Raw genomic sequence first — 16,400 nt, forward strand, 5'->3', positions numbered from 1 at the left:
TCAGCATGACTCGCACGGCCAGCACCAAATGGGAATCCCAATTCGGACTCGTTTGTCGCGATCAATCCACTAGGCACCCTCGATTACTGTCGGCTGCACGCAATCACGTTGGACGACAACGAGAACGAGACGTTCACGAAACTGCACGTGACCATCCACCCAGTCGCGCTCGAGAAGCTACAGGAAACGGCAAAAGTCGACACCCTGTCCATCATCGGTGATGAGGACGACAAGCCTGAAGAAGGTTGGATGAAGGATGAGATCGGCTCGATCCACTATCACGGCGCAGGCGAATATTATCACGAGTCACAGATGTTTGCGTCCGTATTTCTTTCGCCAGAAAAGTTCGGTGATCTAGTTCTCGCAGTTAAGAACGGCGGCATCCGATCCGCACGAATGGAGATCATCGCTGACGTCTACGAGTTCGGCTATGAGAGTCTTGGTGCATATATCCGTGGTCACAAATACAACTACGCGATCCTATGCGAAGACGAGGGAGACAGCGCCTTTGGTACGCCTAAAGGCGCCAGCGGCAAGACGAAAGCCCGTCTGCAGGAGGTGCTTCTGGAGTGGGCACCGACGCTCGACCAAAAGACCGCCGCCGTGCGCGACGAGCCGGACGATGATGACTATCTCGAGCCGGAAATGCAGCCCGTCGAACGTGACATCGAGAAGGTCGTCGCTAGGCTGTCGCTTGATGTCCAAGGCATCCGAACGCGCGTGGAAACCTTCTATCAGGCGGCAATCGTTGTCGTGGTCATATTGGTCGTGACGCAGATCATCGACTGGATGGGCTTTTGAATTGATGCTGAAAAATCATTGATTTAAGGGGATAACCCATTGGAATTTAAACATCCTGTTATGCTTCCCAAGCTGAACGCGCGGGTTCGATTCCCGCTACCCGCTCCACGTTTTCCCAGACACCCCTTTTTACCAGACAGCCCTTTGCGCGCCTGCGCCCCGTTTGTTACGGTGGGCGAAGCAGTTGAAACGTAAGGGCACGGCAATGATCCTGCGCAGCCTGACAGTCGCCGCCGGCCTGACCGGCGCTGCGGGCCTGTCCCAGTTCCCGGAATTTTCACAACAATACCTGCAACGCCTTGGCGGCGCCGTTGATGAACTGACCGTGGTGGTGACCGCCTTCGACGCAGACGCGCGTGCCGCCGGGCTGACCCGGCAAGAGGCACTGGCCGACCTGAACAGCGGTGGTACCTTTGCCCAATCCCGGAGCGCGTCCATGCAAGCCACGTTCGACCGGCACGCCCGGCTGACCGCAGACCTCGCGGCCCTGCAAGGCGCGGGCCCGTTCACCCGGCTGAAGCTGCTGGGGCATCTGGATGACAGTGATATCGCCCGGCGCGCCTGGGGGGCCTACAAACCCGCCCTGCCCATAACATTCGAAGGCGTGAGCTTTGCCATTGCCGGCTTTGCCGTCGGCGCGCTTCTGCTTTGGGCGATGATCCGTACGGTCAAAGCGCTGTTTCGTCCATTTGCCCGCCGAAAGGTCGTGGCACATTCTTAACCATCTGCCCGCGCACGTTTCTTGACCCCGGAGGCCTGCTCGGCCATGGTGCGGCAAACGCCGGAAGGGAGCCCAGATGGACGGAAACACCGAGTCCAGCCAGAACCCCTGGGGGTCGTTCGGACGACCTTTGTTCGACGATCCAGACGTGCGGGCCCTGTCGCGCCTGGGCGTTGTCGATATCGGATCGAACTCGGTCCGGCTTGTCGTGTTTGACGGCGCTGCGCGCAGCCCGGCTTATTTCTACAACGAAAAAATCATGTGCGGGCTGGGCGCAGGCATGTCCGAAACCGGACGGCTGAACGAAACCGGGCGGGCCCGCGCGCTCGCAGCGCTTGGCCGGTTCCAGAAACTTGCGCAAGGCATGGACCTGCCGCCGCTCAACGCCGTGGCCACAGCCGCCGTTCGCGAAGCCGAGGACGGGCCGGATTTCTGCGCCGAAGTCGAGGCAAAGACCGGTCTCAGGATCAACGTGATCGACGGCGCGGAAGAGGCGCGGCTTTCAGCGCAAGGGGTTCTTCTGGGCTGGCCCGGGTCCTTTGGGTTGGTCTGCGACATTGGCGGGTCGTCCATGGAACTGGCCGAGGTGGCCAACGGGCGCGTCGGCAAACGCGTGACTTCACCGCTTGGGCCGTTGAAACTGATCGACATTCCGGCGCGAAAGGACCGGCTGCGCCGTATCAAGGAAATCGTCGCGGATCTGCATCACCAGATGGGCCCGCAACATGACAGGTTGTTTCTTGTCGGCGGGTCCTGGCGGGCGATTGCCAGGATCGACATGGAACGCCGTGGCTACCCGTTGCACGTTCTGCATGAATACCGGATGGATTCTCAGGCGGTGAACGCCACACTTAAATTCATTGCCGAATCGGACATGGACGACCTGCGCAGCCGCTGCAGCCTGTCACAAGCCCGCGCGACGCTGGTGCCATATGCCGTCGATGTGCTGAAGGAAGTGGTACGCGTTTTCAAGCCCGCCGATATCGCCGTGTCCAGCTATGGCATTCGTGAAGGTTTGCTGTACGAACAGATGCCTCAGAAACTGCGGGACCGCGATCCCTTGATCGAAGCCTGCCGTTTTGCCGAAACCAAGGACGCGCGCCTGCCCGGATTTGGCAAGAAACTGTTCAACTTCGTCCAGCCGCTTTATCCAAACGTTGCGCCGGCGCGGGCGCGCTTGATCAAGGCCGCCTGCCTGCTGCACGATGTCAGTTGGCGCGCGCATCCCGACTATCGGGCCGAAACCTGTTTCGACAACGCCACCCGCGCAAACCTGGGCGGGCTGAAGCATTCCGAACGGGTGTTCCTGGGCCTCGCCCTGCTGCACCGCTATCGCAACAAGCGCGAAGGCACACATTTCGAAAACCTGTATCCTTTGCTCGACGAGAAGGGCCAGAAAGACGCCGAGGTTCTGGGCAAGGCAATGCGGTTCGGGGCGATGTTGTGGATGTCGGACGCGGCCTCGGGCGGGGCGACGCTGCAATGGTTCCCGCGCAAGAAACTGCTGCAACTCAGCCTGACGGCAGAGGCGCGGCCGCTGTTCGCAGAGGTTGCGGAATCTCGGTTTCAATCACTGGCAAACGCCCTTGGGGCCAAGACCAAGGTGATCGAGGCCTAGGAGTTACAGTTCGATTTCGTCCGGATTTTCAGGTGTTTCGGGTGTTTTGGGCTGTTTCCGTCGCAAGATGATGTCGCCATTCGGCAGCATTTCCGGCGCCTCGTAGACGGACCAGTCTTCGACCTCGGCCAGCAAGTCCTTCAGGGCAGGTCCCATGTTGCGGGCAAAATCTTCCAGCGCCGGTTGCATGTCCTGCGCCATGCCTTCCAGTTCTTTCAGGGCCGGTTCCATTTCCTGCATGATCCCCTTGAAGAACAGGCGCGCGCCTTCCTCCATAAGGTTGAAACCTTCTGACTTGTCCTGCGCCACCACGGGCTGCGCGGCCAGGGCCAGAACGACGGCAAGGGGGGCAAACTGTTTCATGCCCTCAATATAGGCGGTTTCTCCACGCGTGATAAGGGTCAGAGGTCAATATCCAGCGTCACCGGGAAATGATCGGACGCGGTCAGCAAGGCATCGCGCAATTCCGGCACGCGCCAGCATTTCGGATCATCGAACGGATGCCAGATTCGCCACTTGGGAGTCCGCGCCCGCAGATCGGGCGACACCATGATGTAATCCAGCAAGGCCTGAAGATACCGCTGCTCGGCGCCAATATAGAATCGCGATGTCGTCGGGCGCGCCCCGAACCGTTGCTGCAACGTCTGTTCGGCGTGAGGGTCAAACAGCGCCGCTCCGCCGTCGTGCAGCACGATTTCCACGGAAGACCGACCGAACAGGTGTTCGTATTCATCCAGCCCCGGACCATCGTTCAGGTCCCCCATCACCATCAACGGTTCGCCCGCTGCCAGGTGTTCAGAAACCCGTGCGCGCAGCCAGATCGCCTGCGCCAGTTGCTTGCGCCGGTTGGCGATCGACAATCGCATCACCGCGTCACGGTCTGTCGCGCCATGCGGCGCCTTGGATTTCAGATGCACCCCGATCATACGGAACGCAAATCCGCTGGCCGTCCGGGCGGCAATTTCCAGCGGCGGCTTGGAAAAGACCACCCGGTCCTCTGTCGCGTCGATATCAAGATCAATGTGAAACACCCCGTCAAAGCGCGGAACCGCGCCTTTTGGTGGCGTCGCCTCTCCTCTCGGGTCATGCCGGGCGGTCATAACGTCAGGATCAAACAGCAGAGCGATTTCCTGCTGAGTGTCGTTGGCAAAGCCCATGACCACCTTCCGCGCGCGCAGATCGAACGTGCGGGCAAAGGTTTCCAGTGCCTTCACAGTGTCGCGTTTGCGGTTGCTGTCGGGCGCTTCGATCACCATCACCGCATCGGCATTCAACGCGGTAAACACGATGCCCAGCGCCTCTGCCTGCTGGGCCCGGGTGATGTCATGGCGCGACGACCAGGCGCCATCGGCCAAAAGCGTGCCATAGTCATCGAACAGCGCGTCGAACCATTCGACGTTATAGGTTGCGATGCGCATCAGGCACTGGCCTTTTGCGAAATCTCTTGCCAGGCGTGATTGATGTCGATCAGCCGTTTTTCCGACAGTTTCACCGCCTCGACCGGAACGCCGCGGGCCTGCATCGCATCGGGGTGGGATTCGCGCACCAATTGGCGCCATCGCTTGCGGATTTCGGTCAGCGGCATATCCGGGCTGACGCCCAGCACGGTATAGGGGTCGGGCCGCGCATCGGGCACGAACCGCGCGCGCAGGGCCTTGAACGCGCGCTCTTCGACCTCGAAAATACCGGCGACGGTTTCCAGGAACATATCCTCGTTCGGATGATATTTCCCGTCTGCCATCGCGATGTGAAACAGCCCTTCCAGCAGGTCGCGCAGGGTGGCGCTGTCGGCGTCGAACATCGTGCGGATGCGGCGGGCATAGTCATCGAACCCGGCAACGTCCTGCCGCGCCAGGTTGAAGACGCGGGCAGCGCCGGCTTCATCTTCCGGCGCGATCTGGAATACCTCGCGAAAGGCGGTCACCTCGTCCTTGGTCACCAGCCCGTCGGCCTTGGCCATCTTGGCCGACAACGCGATGACGGCGATGGTAAAGCCCACCGACCGTTCCGGCGGTGTGCGCAAATGATCGAAGACTGCGGACAGCCCTTCGCCCTTTGCCAAGGCCGCCAATGCGGTGGTGATGCGGGTCCAGATCGACATGGCGCCATCCTAGTCGAGTGGCCGGGGGATGTCAGTGCGACGTCAGAGTATTTTCTGCAAAAGCACAAGGTCCAGCCAACGCCCGAACTTGTAGCCGACCTCGGGCATTTCGCCCGTGACGACATAGCCCACGGCCTTGTGAAACGCGATTCCAGCGGCGTTTTCGCCGCTGACACCGGCAACCATCACATGCACGCCGTTCTGCCGGCCGTGGTCCTCGATCGCCGACATCAGCGCCCGCCCCACCCCCTGCCCCCGGCCTTCGGGGGCCAGAATGATGGTGTGTTCCTGGCTGTACCGGTACCCCGGCCCGCCGCGAAACTGACCGTAGCGGGCAAATCCAAGGATCGTGCCCGCATCCTCGGCGACCATGAAGGCCCCGCCATAGGCCGCGATATCGGCCTTGATCCCATCGACCGTCTTTTCCTCGGAGCTGAAGGTTATCGTCGTGTCGCGGATCACCGGGTTCCAAAGCGCAACGATGCGCGCCGCATCGGCGGCGGTGGCCGGGCGGATGATCATTCCAGCACCTTGTCTCCGTCAGCGGTGGCGATGTGGGCCGTCAGTTTCGGCACCGGGCCGGGTTCGATCTGCACCGGCGCGCCGGGCACCGCATCGCCCAGACGCGACAGCAGGTCAATGGCACGCGGATGCTGCACCACCAGCCGGGTCAGGCGCCGCCCGTCACCCGGCAGCGACGCCCCCGGCGGCTTTGGCACATGCCACTGGATCAACGCGGGAAACAGCCCGTCAAACGGCAGCATCCCGTCCAGCGGAACCGCCATGGACCAGCGCAGATCGCCCCGCGACAGGTGCACGACGCGGCCCGCCTCGGGAAAGCGCGCCACTGCCGCCTCGATATCCGCGACACGGCAAATCCATTTGTCCAGACGGGGTTGCCCGTTGAACCGGTCAAGACCGAACCAGCGTGCATCGGGCGGCGGTGCGGCCTTGGGGTCGACGGCAATCGCTTCAAGGTAATGGCCCTGCCCCAGCCCCAGCAACCGGTTGTGGGTGGCAAAGCGCGTGTGTACGCCCCCCGGCCCCATCGGCACGCCCAGCGCCTGCGCGCAGTGATCGGCCGCCGCCTCCAAGGTGCCGCCCAGCACCGCGATGTGATCCAGCTCCAGCATGGCATCCTCCGTTTGCGGCACCCTATTGGCGGAAAACAGTGGGGAAAAGTCGGAAAACGGTCGAAGGTGCCTTGAAACATGCGGGTCCGCCACCACTTTAAGCCAAATTACCTGACAAATTAGGAGGGACATATGCTGGCGCGCGCCATCGAGAAGTTTTTTGGTCACGAGGCTTCGGGGGGCATCTTGTTGATGCTGTCCGCGGTTGCCGCGATGCTGGTGGCGAATTCGTCGCTGTCCGATGGCTACCACGGGGCCCTGAACACTTACCTTGCCGTGACCTTCGATGGCCAAGGCATCGAAAAGCCGCTGATCCTGTGGATCAACGATGGCCTGATGGCCGTGTTTTTCTTTCTTGTCGGGTTGGAACTGAAACGCGAACTGATCGAAGGCAAGCTCAAGAACCCGCGCGACGTGGTTCTGCCCGGCATGGCCGCGGTGGGCGGTATGGTCGTACCCGCGCTGATCTTTGTCCTGCTGAACTGGGGCAATTCGGTCAACCTGGGCGGCTGGGCGATTCCGGCGGCCACCGACATTGCATTTGCCCTTGGCGTTCTGGCGCTGGTCGGCGACCGTGTACCGTCCTCGCTCAAGGTGTTCCTGCTGACGCTGGCGATCCTCGACGACATGGGCGCGATCCTGATCATCGCGCTGTTCTACACCGCGGATCTGAAGATCGACTATCTGTTCCTGGCGCTGCTGCCGCTGCTGGGCCTGGCCTATCTGAATTACAAGAAATCGCACCGCATTGCGCCGATGATCCTGCTGGGCATCATCATGTGGTTCTTCGTGCTGAAATCCGGAGTACATGCGACGCTCGCAGGCGTTGTGCTGGCGTTCTTCATCCCGATCAAGGACAAATGGGGCAAATCCCCCCTGCACGCGCTGGAACACGGGCTGACGCCGTATGTCCTGTACCTGATCGTGCCGATCTTCGCCTTTGCCAACGCCGGTGTCGTGCTCAAGGGGCTTAGCTTCTCTGACGTGATCGCCCCGTTGCCGATGGGCATCGCGCTGGGTCTGATCGTCGGCAAGATGGTGGGCGTCTTCGGCGTGACCTTCGTGATGGTCAAGGCCGGTCTGGCGCGGCTTCCCAGCGGGGCCAACTGGGGGCAGATCTACGGCATCGCCTGCCTTGCCGGCATCGGCTTTACCATGTCGCTCTTCATTGGCGGGCTCAGCTTCTCTGACCCGGCACTGATGAACGAAGTGCGGATCGGCGTGCTTGCCGGATCTCTGATCTCCGGTCTTATTGGGTATATTGCGCTGATGTGGGCTTCCTCCCCCCGTGCGGCGACGCAACCCAGCATCGCTGAATGACCGGTCGCCCGGCCCCCTTCCTTCCTGGGGTCGGGCAAGTATTCCTGAACGAAAGAAACGCCCCGGCCAAACCGCCGGGGCGTTTTTTGTGGCTTGAATTCCGGGGCGTCACATCGGCACCCTCCGGGAACGACACCAGCACATAACCGGAGGCCCCGAGATGAGCACATTCGACGAAGATCTGTTTCTGAAAGGTCTGGAACAGCGCAAGGCCACGCTTGGCGCGGAATACGTGGAAAAGAACCTGGCGGCCGCTGATGCGTTCACCCAACCCTTTCAAGAGGCGATGACGGCCTGGTGCTGGGGCTTTGGCTGGGGCGACGACGTGATCGATGCCAAGACGCGCAGCATGATGAACCTGTCGATGATCGGCGCCCTGGGCAAGATGCACGAATGGGAACTGCACTGCCGCGGTGCGCTGAACAATGGCGTCTCGGTCGAAGAGATTCGCGCCATCATCCACGTCATCGCGATCTATTGTGGTGTGCCGCAGGGGCTGGAATGCTTCCGCGCTGCGCGCAAGGTTCTGGAAGAACGCAGTCTTCTATAGGTCGGAAGGTCTGGAATATGGTACCGCCTTCCCGGTTCGAACGGGAGACCTCTTGATCCACAATCAAGCGCTCTAACCTACTGAGCTAAGGCGGCACTGACCGGCGAAATAACGGGCCTGCGACGCCAATGCAAGCCCATTGTCACGCTTTCTTTGCAACCGGTCGCCCCAGGAACCGCACCTGCGGCACCCGGCGCGACGGACCTGGTCAGACCCAGATCATCGCGTCGGTGATGTCCGCCAACAGGATGTCCCGCACGATCACGTCGACCCCCTGGTCACTGAACAGCACGTCGTCCCCCGACTGAGTCATGTGGGTGCGCGCTGCCGCGCCGTCGGCATAGCCGAAGCCGGTGAATTGTAGCCGATCCCACGCTTCAAGGTCATAGACAAGGTTTGCGCCGTCATGCCGTTCGTAGAAGCTGAACGTATCGGCAAAGGCCCCGCCCCCAAGGTTGTCGTCTCCGGGCCCGGCAATCAGCACGTCATCCTGCGCAGTGGCCCGCATCCATGTTGCCAAAGGCGCGGCGGAATTGGCGATGAACTCGGGGCTTTCGGAAAAGCCCAGTACGACCTGTGCCCGGCTGGTGCCGCCATCCAGTTGCCCAACCCAATCGGCCAGTCCGCCGGCATCTGCGGCCCGGTTCAGAACGTTCTGGTACAGCAGTTCAACGAACTGGGTATTCGACAGCGCCCCATAGGTGTTCTGGAATTCGGTCGAATTCACGAAGCCGGTGATCACGTTGACCAGGGGTGTTCCGTTGGCAAGCTGTTCGATCCAGCCGCTGAAACCGCCAAGATCAGGGTCTCGGTCCAGCGTGGCGTGGTAGGCGCGGAACATTTCATCCGACCAGCTTGCCGGGTTTCGCGCCAGGGTGAAATTCGCCGCCTCCACCGAGGTGTTGGTGATGAACTCGGGGCTTTCGGAGAAGCCAAGAACCACCTGCGCCCGTGTCGCCCCGCCATCCAGCTGATCAACCCAATTGGCCAGCCCGCCGGCGTCGGCAGCGCGATTCAGGACGTTTTGGTATAGAAGTTGTACAAATTCGGTATTGTTCAGCGCGCCGTAGGTCGTGACGAACTCTGGCGACCCGACAAACCCGTTTGCCGCCCCAGGCAGATCAATGTCGCCTGACGAAATCCGCATCGTCCAGTCCAGGTGCCCGGCGCGGTCAGGGGTTCGGTCCAGCGTCGACTGGTACAACCGATAGACTTGCGCGGCCACGGTCGGCGCATACGTCGCCTGGAACCCGTCGCCATAGATCTTGTCATTGTCCGCGCCGCCCGACAGCGTGTCATTGCCGCCATTGCCATCCAGCGTGTCAGCCCCGTCGTCGGTCACCAGTTCGTTATCCGCAGCGCTGCCGGTGGCAAAGGTGTTCATGTCGCCCAGCACCTGAAGGTTTTCCACGCTGTCATAGCTGTCACGATTGTTCGGATTGCCACGCGCACCACTGTCGCCGGCTTCGAAATCCACATCGAGGACAAAGGACCGCGGGGTGAACCCGCGCAGGTCGGTCACCACGGTATCGACGCCGTCCCCGCCTTCGAACGTGTCTTGCCCGGTGGACATGTACCAGGTGTCGTTGTCGGCACCGCCCCGGATCAGATCATTGCCTGCGCCGTCATGCAGGTCATCGTTGCCCGCGCCGCCTTCGATCATGTCGTTGCCGCCGAACCCGCGCAGCGTGTCATTGCCACCAAGGCCCCGGATACGATCGTCGCCGTCGCGCCCGTTCAGCAACTCGCCACGGTCAGAACCGGAAAAGTCACCTCCGGTCTGATGGTCGAGAATGAAATCCAGCGACAGGACCCCGTCTTGCGTCCCGTCCTGTGAATCCATCAGCGCCAGTTCCGCCCCAGAGACAAGGTGCCCGCCGCCGACGTTCTGGAAGCTTCCGGTATCCAGCAACGGATCGCCAAAGAAGAAATCCCCGACGCTGTCGCCGTCCACATCGCCCAATGCAGTCAACGACGTGCCGATTTCCGAGCGCGCGCCAGAACCGAGGATGGCATAGCTTCCCGCGCGCCCGACGACGTTGCTGATCAGGATATCACCGTCGACCGCGCCATCGGCCGCATCCGCACCGGCCAGTGCCGCCGAGGTCACAAGATAGACCCGGCCGATGCCATTGCTGGGGGCGGAAACGAAGAAATCGTCGTTTCCGTCACCGTCCACATCCCCGGCCGAGCCTACGGCGGTTCCCAGCCGACCGTTGGCAATGTCTCCGATCAGGCGATAGGCCGCAGGTACGCCGCCTTCGGTCTGGCCAGCCAGATCGGCAAGGTTGATGCGAAAATCCTGACCGTCAATTCCGTCAAGGGTCGTCAGCCCGGCCGAACGGATCAGATAGGCGATCCCACCATTCGACGCCCCGACGTCGCTGACTGTGCCACCGATCAGCAGGTCATTCAGGCCATCGCCATCGACATCCCCCGCCGTTCCAAGCCCAAGGCCGATGTTTTCCTCTTTCGGGGTGCCGACACCATAAAAGACATAGCCGCCGCCAGCAGTGTCCAGAAATTCACCTTGAAGGATGCCATCCACCAGCCCATCGGCAAGGTCTGCCACCCCCAACGCAACGCTTGGAACCAGATAGACGATGCCAGCACCGCCGGCATCGCCGGAACCGCCGATCAGCAACTGGTGCATGTTGCTTGCCGTGCTGAAGACAGGGCCGACGTCGGCAATGCCCGTGCCCATCTTCTGACCAGAGGCATCGCCGTTGATCAGGGTGGTACCGTCGATCGGACTGGGCCGTGCGGCGGTATCGGTCAGAAAGATCTGCCGGTCGGTCGTGCCATCCAGCGCATCCAGCCGCGCAAGGTCATCCGAAGAGACAATCCACACTGACCCTTCGTTCACGTCCGCCCCGGTGTCGGTAAAGGGCGCGGTGAGCAGGATCTCGTCCCCGGTGCCAGTGGCGGAAAAATCCACGTCAAGCGCACCAACCTGCCAACCCAGAAGCCCGTTCGATTCGTCCCCAAGGAACGTGTAAGAGGCGTTGGTCGCGTCGATCACGTGGTCGATGCTGCCGTCGTCGGCGTCCAGCCCTTCGATATCCTTGCCCAGATACAGATAGGCCGCGCCGAAATTGGTGCCGCCGATATCGGTCCCATTGGCCCCAACGATCAGGTCAACCTTGTTGTCGCCATCAAAATCCCCAATCGCCAGAGAGGACCCGAAATCGGTCTGGTCCCCCAAATTGTCGATCCGGTAGACCCCGAAAACACCCACCGCCGAATCCAGATCGATCGAGAAATCGGTCGTTCCATCTGCGGCATCCGCCAGCGCAAGCGAGGCACCGCTGATGATGTAAAGCGACGTGCCCAGCCCAAAGCCGCGATCCACGGAACTGCCGAAGATGAAGTCGGTGCGGCCGTCCCCGTCGATGTCCCCTGCGGCGACCGCAGTGCCAGTCTGTTGGTTGGTATTGCCGGTGACGGAGTTGTCAGGGCCTGAAAAGCGGTACGAGCTCATGAAATGGGTCCTTGCCTGTCTATCGCCAAAAAAACTTGGGCCAAATCCCGGCTCCGTTGGGGGAACCGGCGTGTGAACAGCTCAGAGTATAGGGAAAACGGACATTTTTGTCATGCCGCGCAGGCTGCCAACCAGCAGCGCAAGCGCCGCCGCACCCGGTGCCGGGGCACGGCGACGCGTAAACGTCTGGAATTTCTGCCCGCGCCGAACAACAAGCCCGACAGAACACCCCATCGGTCATTCGCGCCAAGCGGGATCCGTTGCGGCGCGGATCGCGCCTTTCGGGTTCTCTGCGACGGCTGCGGCGCTTTAGCTTGGGGCGCCGTCTGTCAGACCGTTCACCGATGCGACCAGCGCGCTGCGGTCGATTCGGAAATGGCGGGCCAGATCGCCAATGGTGCCGGTCTGGCCAAAATGCTCGACCCCATGGGAAATAGTCCGGTGCCCGGCGACCGACCCAAGCCATGCCAGGGTTGCCGGATGGCCGTCGATCACGGTGATGATCGTGCAGTGCCGTGGCAACCGACCCAACAGCCGTTCGACATGGCTTTGCGCGCCGGTGTTGCCGCGCGCCCGTTCGCGCTGCGCCGCGGTCCAACCCGCGTTCAACCGGTCAGCAGATGTCACGGCCAGAACGCCCACGTCGCGCCGTGCACCGCCGATCATGCCTGCGGCGGCAATAGCCTCGTCGGCGACAGCCCCCTGATAGGCGATCACAACCTCGCAGTTCGGCCCCGGCGGACGCAACCAATACCCGCCGTCGATGGCACCCTGCCGAAACGCATCGTCCACGCGCTTGCCCGGCTGTTCCAGCGGTTTCGTCGTCAGCCGCAGATAGACCGAGCCGCCGGTTTCGTCGCGCAGCCATGTGCGTTCGTCCGGGTCGCCTTCGCCATCGCGTTGCAGGTAATCCAGCGCCCATTCCATGATGACCGCAAGTTCGTCGGCAAAGGCCGGTTCGAAACTGGCCAGCCCGTCCTGCGCCATGCCGGTCAGCGGTGTGCCCACAGACTGATGGGCGCCACCTTCGGGCGCCAGCGTCACCCCCGAGGGCGTACCGACGATGATAAAGCGCGCATCCTGGTAACAGGCATAATTCAACGCATCGAGCCCCCGGTGTACAAACGGATCATACACCGTCCCGATCGGGATCAGCCGCTTGCCGAAAAGGCTGTGCGACAGGCCCGCAGCGCCCAGCAACAGGAACAGGTTCATCTCGGCAATGCCCAATTCGATGTGCTGACCTTCGGGTGCAAATTCCCATTTCGCGGTTGAAGGGATGCGGTGTTCGATGAACGCATCCGCCATTTCCGTCCGCGCGAACAACTTGCGTCGGTTGACCCAGGGGCCAAGCGACGTGGTGCCGGTTACGTCCGGCGAGGTTGTGACGATCCGGTCTGCCAGCGCGCTGTCACCCTTGGCCAGCGCATCCAGGATCTTGCCAAAGGCCGTCTGGGTCGAGGTTTCCTGATCCGAGGGCGCGGCGATCGCGGGCACCGCGATTCCGGCATCGCTGTAGCGGCGCGGCCCTTTGGCAAAGAACGGCACGCGATCAAGGAACGCGCGCAGGGCGTTTGGGTCCTTGACGGTGGCGAAGGGCTCCCATTCCTGCCCTTCGGGCACACCCATACGGGTTTGCCATTCGGCCATCTGAGCCTTTGTCATCAACCCGCCGTGATTGTCCTTGTGGCCGGCAATCGGCGTGCCCCAACCCTTGATGGTATAGGCCAGGAAACAGGTCGGGCGGTCGTGATCGACCCTCTCAAAGACCTCGGCCATGGTTTCAACGCAGTTGCCGCCGAGGTTTTCCATCAGCGCGGCCAGTTCGGCATCCGACCGCCGGTCGATCAGCGCCGTGACGTCGCCTTGGTCGCCCAAGTCGTCCATCAGTCTTTTTCGCCATTTCACGCCGCCCTGATAGGTCAACGCGGAGTATTCCGCATTGGGACAGGTTTCGATCCAGTCGCGCAGGCGGTCTCCGCCCGGCTCTTCGAACGCCGCGCGTTGCAGCGCCCCGTATTTCACCCGCACAACGTCCCAGCCAAAGGCGTCGAAAATCTTTTCGATCCGCTCGAACAGACCCTCGCGGACGATCCCGTCCAGAGATTGGCGGTTATAGTCGATGATCCACCAGCAATTGCGCAGGTCGTTTTTCCAGCCTTCCTGAAGCGCTTCGTAGATGTTGCCCTCGTCCAGCTCGGCATCGCCCACCAGCGTCACCATCCGCCCCAGGGGCAGATCCGCCCCCCACGGTTTGGCGGCAATGAAATCCTGCACGATCGACGCAAAGGACGTGATCGCCACGCCCAGCCCCACTGACCCTGTGGAAAAATCCACGTCATCCACGTCTTTCGTCCGGCTGGGATAGCTTTGTACCCCGCCAAAGCCACGAAATGCCTCCATCCGTGCGCGGGTCTGGTTGCCCATCAGGTATTGCATGGCGTGAAAGATCGGCGAGGCGTGGGGCTTGACCGCCACCCGGTCCTCGGGGCGTAGGGCGGCGAAGTAGAGCGCCGTCATGATCGACACCATCGACGCGGAAGAGGCCTGGTGTCCTCCGACCTTGATCCCGTCCACTTTGGGCCGAATATGATTGGCGTTGTGGATCATCCACTGCGACAGCCACAACAGGCGTTGTTCGATGGTCTTGAGATGGGTCGTATCGGCCATTGGCGGGACCTCGTTCTTTGGGGGGCCTGCGGAACTGGTGTTGCGCGCGCGGCTTGGGTCGTGGCGCAGGCTGTCTGACACCACGTAGTCTAGGCGACATTCGGCGCGGGAACAGGGCTGTTGTCCAGTCTCCGCACACGCCTTGGCGTTCAGGCGGATTTCAGCAGCCGGTCCTTGGCCAGTGCAGCGTCAAGATCGGCAAGGATATCCTCGACATCCTCCAGCCCGACCGACAGCCGGATCAGCCCGTCACTGATGCCGTGGGTGGCACGTTCCTCGGCCGTGTAGGTCGAATGGGTCATCGATGCCGGATGCTGGATCAGCGTTTCGGCATCGCCCAGCGACACCGCCCGGGTGATCATGCGCAGACCATTCATCAACCGCCGCCCGGCCTCCAGCCCGCCGGTCAACTCAAAAGCGATCATCGCGCCGGGGGCGTCCATCTGCTTTTGCGCCAACGCGTTTTGGTCAAAGCTCGGCAGCCCCGGATAGTACACCTTGGCCACCTCTGGCTGCGCCTCCAGCCACTCTGCCACCACCTGCGCCGACGCACAGTGGCGCTGCATGCGCAGGGCCAGCGTTTTCAGCCCGCGCAATACCAGCATCGCGTTGAACGGTGCCATGACTGCACCGGTCATGTCCTTCATTCCGACAAGGCGGATCTCGGCCACCTGTTCAGCCCGGCCAACGACCATCCCGGCCACAAGATCGCCATGACCGCCCAGGTATTTCGTCGCCGAATGCACCACCAGGTCCGCCCCCAGAGCGATCGGCCGGGTCAGGAACGGGGTGGCATAGGTATTGTCCACGATCACCTGTGCCCCCCCGGCATGCGCAATCGCCGACACTGCTGCGATATCGACCAGTCGCATGTTCGGATTGGCCGGCGTTTCGAAATAAACCGCCCGCGTGCGGTCGGTCATCGCCAAGGCGAGCGTCTCGGGGTTGGTCAAGTCGACATGTGTCACGGTGATGCCAAACCGGGCCAATCCGTGGTGCAGGAAGGAAAAGGTACACCCATAAAGCGTCTTGTCCACGATCACCTCGTCTCCTGGGGACAGCAGCGTCCACAGAACAGATGTGATCGCCCCCATGCCAGACGCCAACGCGAGCCCGGCCTCTGCCCCTTCCAGCGCCGCGACCCGGCGTTCGACCAGGTCCAGCGTGGGGTTGGAAATGCGTGAGTAGATATGCCCGGGCCTGTCCCCGGCAAAGATCTCGCCCCCGGCCTCGGCGGTCTCGAACGCGAAGGTCGAAGTCAGGTGCAGCGGCGGTGTCAGCGCCCCTTCGTGGTCCATCGGGTCATAGCCAAGATGGATGGCGCGGGTGGCAAAGCCATGGGATTGGGTCATCTGTCATCTCCTGTTTGCGGCAGGATAGACGCGCAGGGATGCGCTGATATTGCTATTTCAACCAATTCATACGAGATTATTGGCATTTCCTGCCAATAATGAGGTCAGAATGGATGACAAAGATCGCCAGATCATTCGCGCGCTGCAACGTGATGGCCGAATGTCGAACCAGGAGCTTGCCTCCGCGGTGAACCTGTCAGCCTCGCCCTGCCTGCGGCGGTTGCGCAATCTTGAAAAGGACGGGGTGATTGTGGGCTATGCAGCGCGGGTCGACCCAAAGGCCTATGGGCTTGCGATCACTGCCTTTGTCCGGATCCGGCTGGAACGGCACGACGAATCTACTGTGCAAACCTTCGAGAGAGAAGTCGCCAGGATGGAGGAAGTGCTGGAATGCCATGTGATGACCGGTCAGACCGACTATCAGTTGCGGGTGGTGGTCGAGTCGCTGGAAGCCTACGAGGATTTTATCCGTGCCCGGTTGCACCGGGTGGGGGGAATCGGGTCGATCGATTCCAGTTTTGCCTACGGCACTGTGAAGGACAGCATGGTGTTTCCAAACCGGTAACGCCCCGGGGCACAAGGCCGCCGGTTGAACGGAACTGCGCCCGGCGGCGACCGCCGGGCGCTGAGGATCACGCGATCATATCCCCATC

General features: G+C 61.8%; 14 protein-coding genes and 1 tRNA gene. 6 read left to right on the top strand and 9 right to left on the bottom strand.

The annotated features are described in order from the left end of the window. Positions 1-108 precede the first annotated feature (108 nt). The 3 genes from VK792_RS18325 (at position 109) to VK792_RS18335 (ending at position 3,140) form a co-directional block, all read left to right on the top strand. Positions 109-801: a hypothetical protein gene (locus VK792_RS18325; RefSeq protein ID WP_326299322.1), complete on the top strand. Its 693-nt coding sequence runs from the start codon at positions 109-111 to the stop codon at positions 799-801. A 205-nt stretch (positions 802-1,006) separates the two neighbouring features. Further along, the gene (locus VK792_RS18330) at positions 1,007-1,522 is read left to right on the top strand and encodes a DUF2937 family protein (RefSeq protein WP_326299323.1); all 516 of its coding nucleotides are present in this window, start codon (positions 1,007-1,009) and stop codon (positions 1,520-1,522) included. A 76-nt stretch (positions 1,523-1,598) separates the two neighbouring features. Then, a complete protein-coding gene (locus VK792_RS18335; RefSeq protein ID WP_326299324.1) occupies positions 1,599-3,140 on the top strand; it encodes a Ppx/GppA family phosphatase in 1,542 nt (513 codons plus the stop codon). A 3-nt stretch (positions 3,141-3,143) separates the two neighbouring features. Here VK792_RS18335 and VK792_RS18340 read toward each other — a convergent pair whose 3' ends face one another. The 5 genes from VK792_RS18340 to VK792_RS18360 are packed head-to-tail and all read right to left on the bottom strand — an operon-like array spanning position 3,144 to position 6,374. Beyond that, positions 3,144-3,503: a hypothetical protein gene (locus VK792_RS18340; RefSeq protein ID WP_326299325.1), complete on the bottom strand. Its 360-nt coding sequence runs from the start codon at positions 3,501-3,503 to the stop codon at positions 3,144-3,146. A gap of 38 nt (positions 3,504-3,541) precedes the next feature. Next, positions 3,542-4,558 carry an endonuclease/exonuclease/phosphatase family protein gene (locus VK792_RS18345; protein WP_326299326.1) on the bottom strand — a complete coding sequence of 339 codons (1,017 nt, stop codon included), beginning with the start codon at positions 4,556-4,558 and terminating at the stop codon, positions 3,542-3,544. Next, entirely contained in the window at positions 4,558-5,241 is a 684-nt protein-coding gene (locus VK792_RS18350; protein ID WP_326299327.1) for a molecular chaperone DjiA, read from the bottom strand. The genes VK792_RS18345 and VK792_RS18350 overlap by 1 nt, the downstream gene beginning before the upstream one ends. 42 nt (positions 5,242-5,283) lie before the next feature. Then, positions 5,284-5,763 (bottom strand): GNAT family N-acetyltransferase, encoded by a 480-nt coding sequence (locus tag VK792_RS18355; RefSeq protein WP_326299328.1) that lies wholly within the window; start codon positions 5,761-5,763, stop codon positions 5,284-5,286. Next, the gene (locus VK792_RS18360; RefSeq protein ID WP_326299329.1) at positions 5,760-6,374 is read right to left on the bottom strand and encodes a VOC family protein; all 615 of its coding nucleotides are present in this window, start codon (positions 6,372-6,374) and stop codon (positions 5,760-5,762) included. The genes VK792_RS18355 and VK792_RS18360 overlap by 4 nt, the downstream gene beginning before the upstream one ends. A 132-nt stretch (positions 6,375-6,506) precedes the next feature. Between VK792_RS18360 and nhaA the strand changes: the two genes are divergently transcribed. Together nhaA and VK792_RS18370 are read left to right on the top strand one after the other, a co-directional pair. After that, positions 6,507-7,694, top strand: a complete 1,188-nt coding sequence (gene nhaA, locus VK792_RS18365; RefSeq protein WP_326299330.1) for a Na+/H+ antiporter NhaA — start codon at positions 6,507-6,509, stop codon at positions 7,692-7,694. 160 nt (positions 7,695-7,854) lie between these two features. Then, complete coding sequence (locus tag VK792_RS18370; RefSeq protein ID WP_326299331.1) at positions 7,855-8,244, top strand: carboxymuconolactone decarboxylase family protein; 390 nt, start codon at positions 7,855-7,857, stop codon at positions 8,242-8,244. Between the two features lie 18 nt (positions 8,245-8,262). Here the strand turns inward: VK792_RS18370 and VK792_RS18375 are convergent. The 4 genes from VK792_RS18375 to VK792_RS18390 form a co-directional block, all read right to left on the bottom strand. Next, a tRNA-His gene (locus VK792_RS18375) sits at positions 8,263-8,339 on the bottom strand. Positions 8,340-8,452: 113 nt separating this feature from the next. Beyond that, positions 8,453-11,725 (bottom strand): DUF4214 domain-containing protein, encoded by a 3,273-nt coding sequence (locus tag VK792_RS18380; protein WP_326299332.1) that lies wholly within the window; start codon positions 11,723-11,725, stop codon positions 8,453-8,455. A gap of 309 nt (positions 11,726-12,034) precedes the next feature. Further along, a complete protein-coding gene (locus VK792_RS18385; RefSeq protein ID WP_326299333.1) occupies positions 12,035-14,395 on the bottom strand; it encodes a thiamine pyrophosphate-binding protein in 2,361 nt (786 codons plus the stop codon). A 149-nt stretch (positions 14,396-14,544) separates the two neighbouring features. Then, on the bottom strand, positions 14,545-15,747 hold the full coding sequence (locus VK792_RS18390; protein WP_326299334.1) for a methionine gamma-lyase: 1,203 nt from the start codon (positions 15,745-15,747) through the stop codon (positions 14,545-14,547). A 109-nt stretch (positions 15,748-15,856) separates the two neighbouring features. Between VK792_RS18390 and VK792_RS18395 the strand changes: the two genes are divergently transcribed. Then, positions 15,857-16,312 (top strand): Lrp/AsnC family transcriptional regulator, encoded by a 456-nt coding sequence (locus VK792_RS18395; protein ID WP_326299335.1) that lies wholly within the window; start codon positions 15,857-15,859, stop codon positions 16,310-16,312. The last annotated feature ends 88 nt before the right edge of the window (positions 16,313-16,400 follow it).

Source organism: Mesobacterium hydrothermale (assembly GCF_035818635.1).
GTDB lineage: Bacteria > Pseudomonadota > Alphaproteobacteria > Rhodobacterales > Rhodobacteraceae > Mesobacterium_A > Mesobacterium_A hydrothermale.

Excerpts from the sequence above, each read along its gene's own strand:
- VK792_RS18330 (WP_326299323.1), top strand. The coding sequence starts at position 1,007 with ATGATCCTGCGCAGCCTGACAGTCGCCGCCGGCCTGACCGGCGCTGCG.
- VK792_RS18335 (WP_326299324.1), top strand. The coding sequence starts at position 1,599 with ATGGACGGAAACACCGAGTCCAGCCAGAACCCCTGGGGGTCGTTCGGA.
- VK792_RS18340 (WP_326299325.1), bottom strand. The coding sequence starts at position 3,503 with ATGAAACAGTTTGCCCCCCTTGCCGTCGTTCTGGCCCTGGCCGCGCAG.
- VK792_RS18345 (WP_326299326.1), bottom strand. The coding sequence starts at position 4,558 with ATGCGCATCGCAACCTATAACGTCGAATGGTTCGACGCGCTGTTCGAT.
- VK792_RS18350 (WP_326299327.1), bottom strand. The coding sequence starts at position 5,241 with ATGTCGATCTGGACCCGCATCACCACCGCATTGGCGGCCTTGGCAAAG.
- VK792_RS18355 (WP_326299328.1), bottom strand. The coding sequence starts at position 5,763 with ATGATCATCCGCCCGGCCACCGCCGCCGATGCGGCGCGCATCGTTGCG.
- VK792_RS18360 (WP_326299329.1), bottom strand. The coding sequence starts at position 6,374 with ATGCTGGAGCTGGATCACATCGCGGTGCTGGGCGGCACCTTGGAGGCG.
- nhaA (WP_326299330.1), top strand. The coding sequence starts at position 6,507 with ATGCTGGCGCGCGCCATCGAGAAGTTTTTTGGTCACGAGGCTTCGGGG.
- VK792_RS18370 (WP_326299331.1), top strand. The coding sequence starts at position 7,855 with ATGAGCACATTCGACGAAGATCTGTTTCTGAAAGGTCTGGAACAGCGC.
- VK792_RS18380 (WP_326299332.1), bottom strand. The coding sequence starts at position 11,725 with ATGAGCTCGTACCGCTTTTCAGGCCCTGACAACTCCGTCACCGGCAAT.
- VK792_RS18385 (WP_326299333.1), bottom strand. The coding sequence starts at position 14,395 with ATGGCCGATACGACCCATCTCAAGACCATCGAACAACGCCTGTTGTGG.
- VK792_RS18390 (WP_326299334.1), bottom strand. The coding sequence starts at position 15,747 with ATGACCCAATCCCATGGCTTTGCCACCCGCGCCATCCATCTTGGCTAT.
- VK792_RS18395 (WP_326299335.1), top strand. The coding sequence starts at position 15,857 with ATGGATGACAAAGATCGCCAGATCATTCGCGCGCTGCAACGTGATGGC.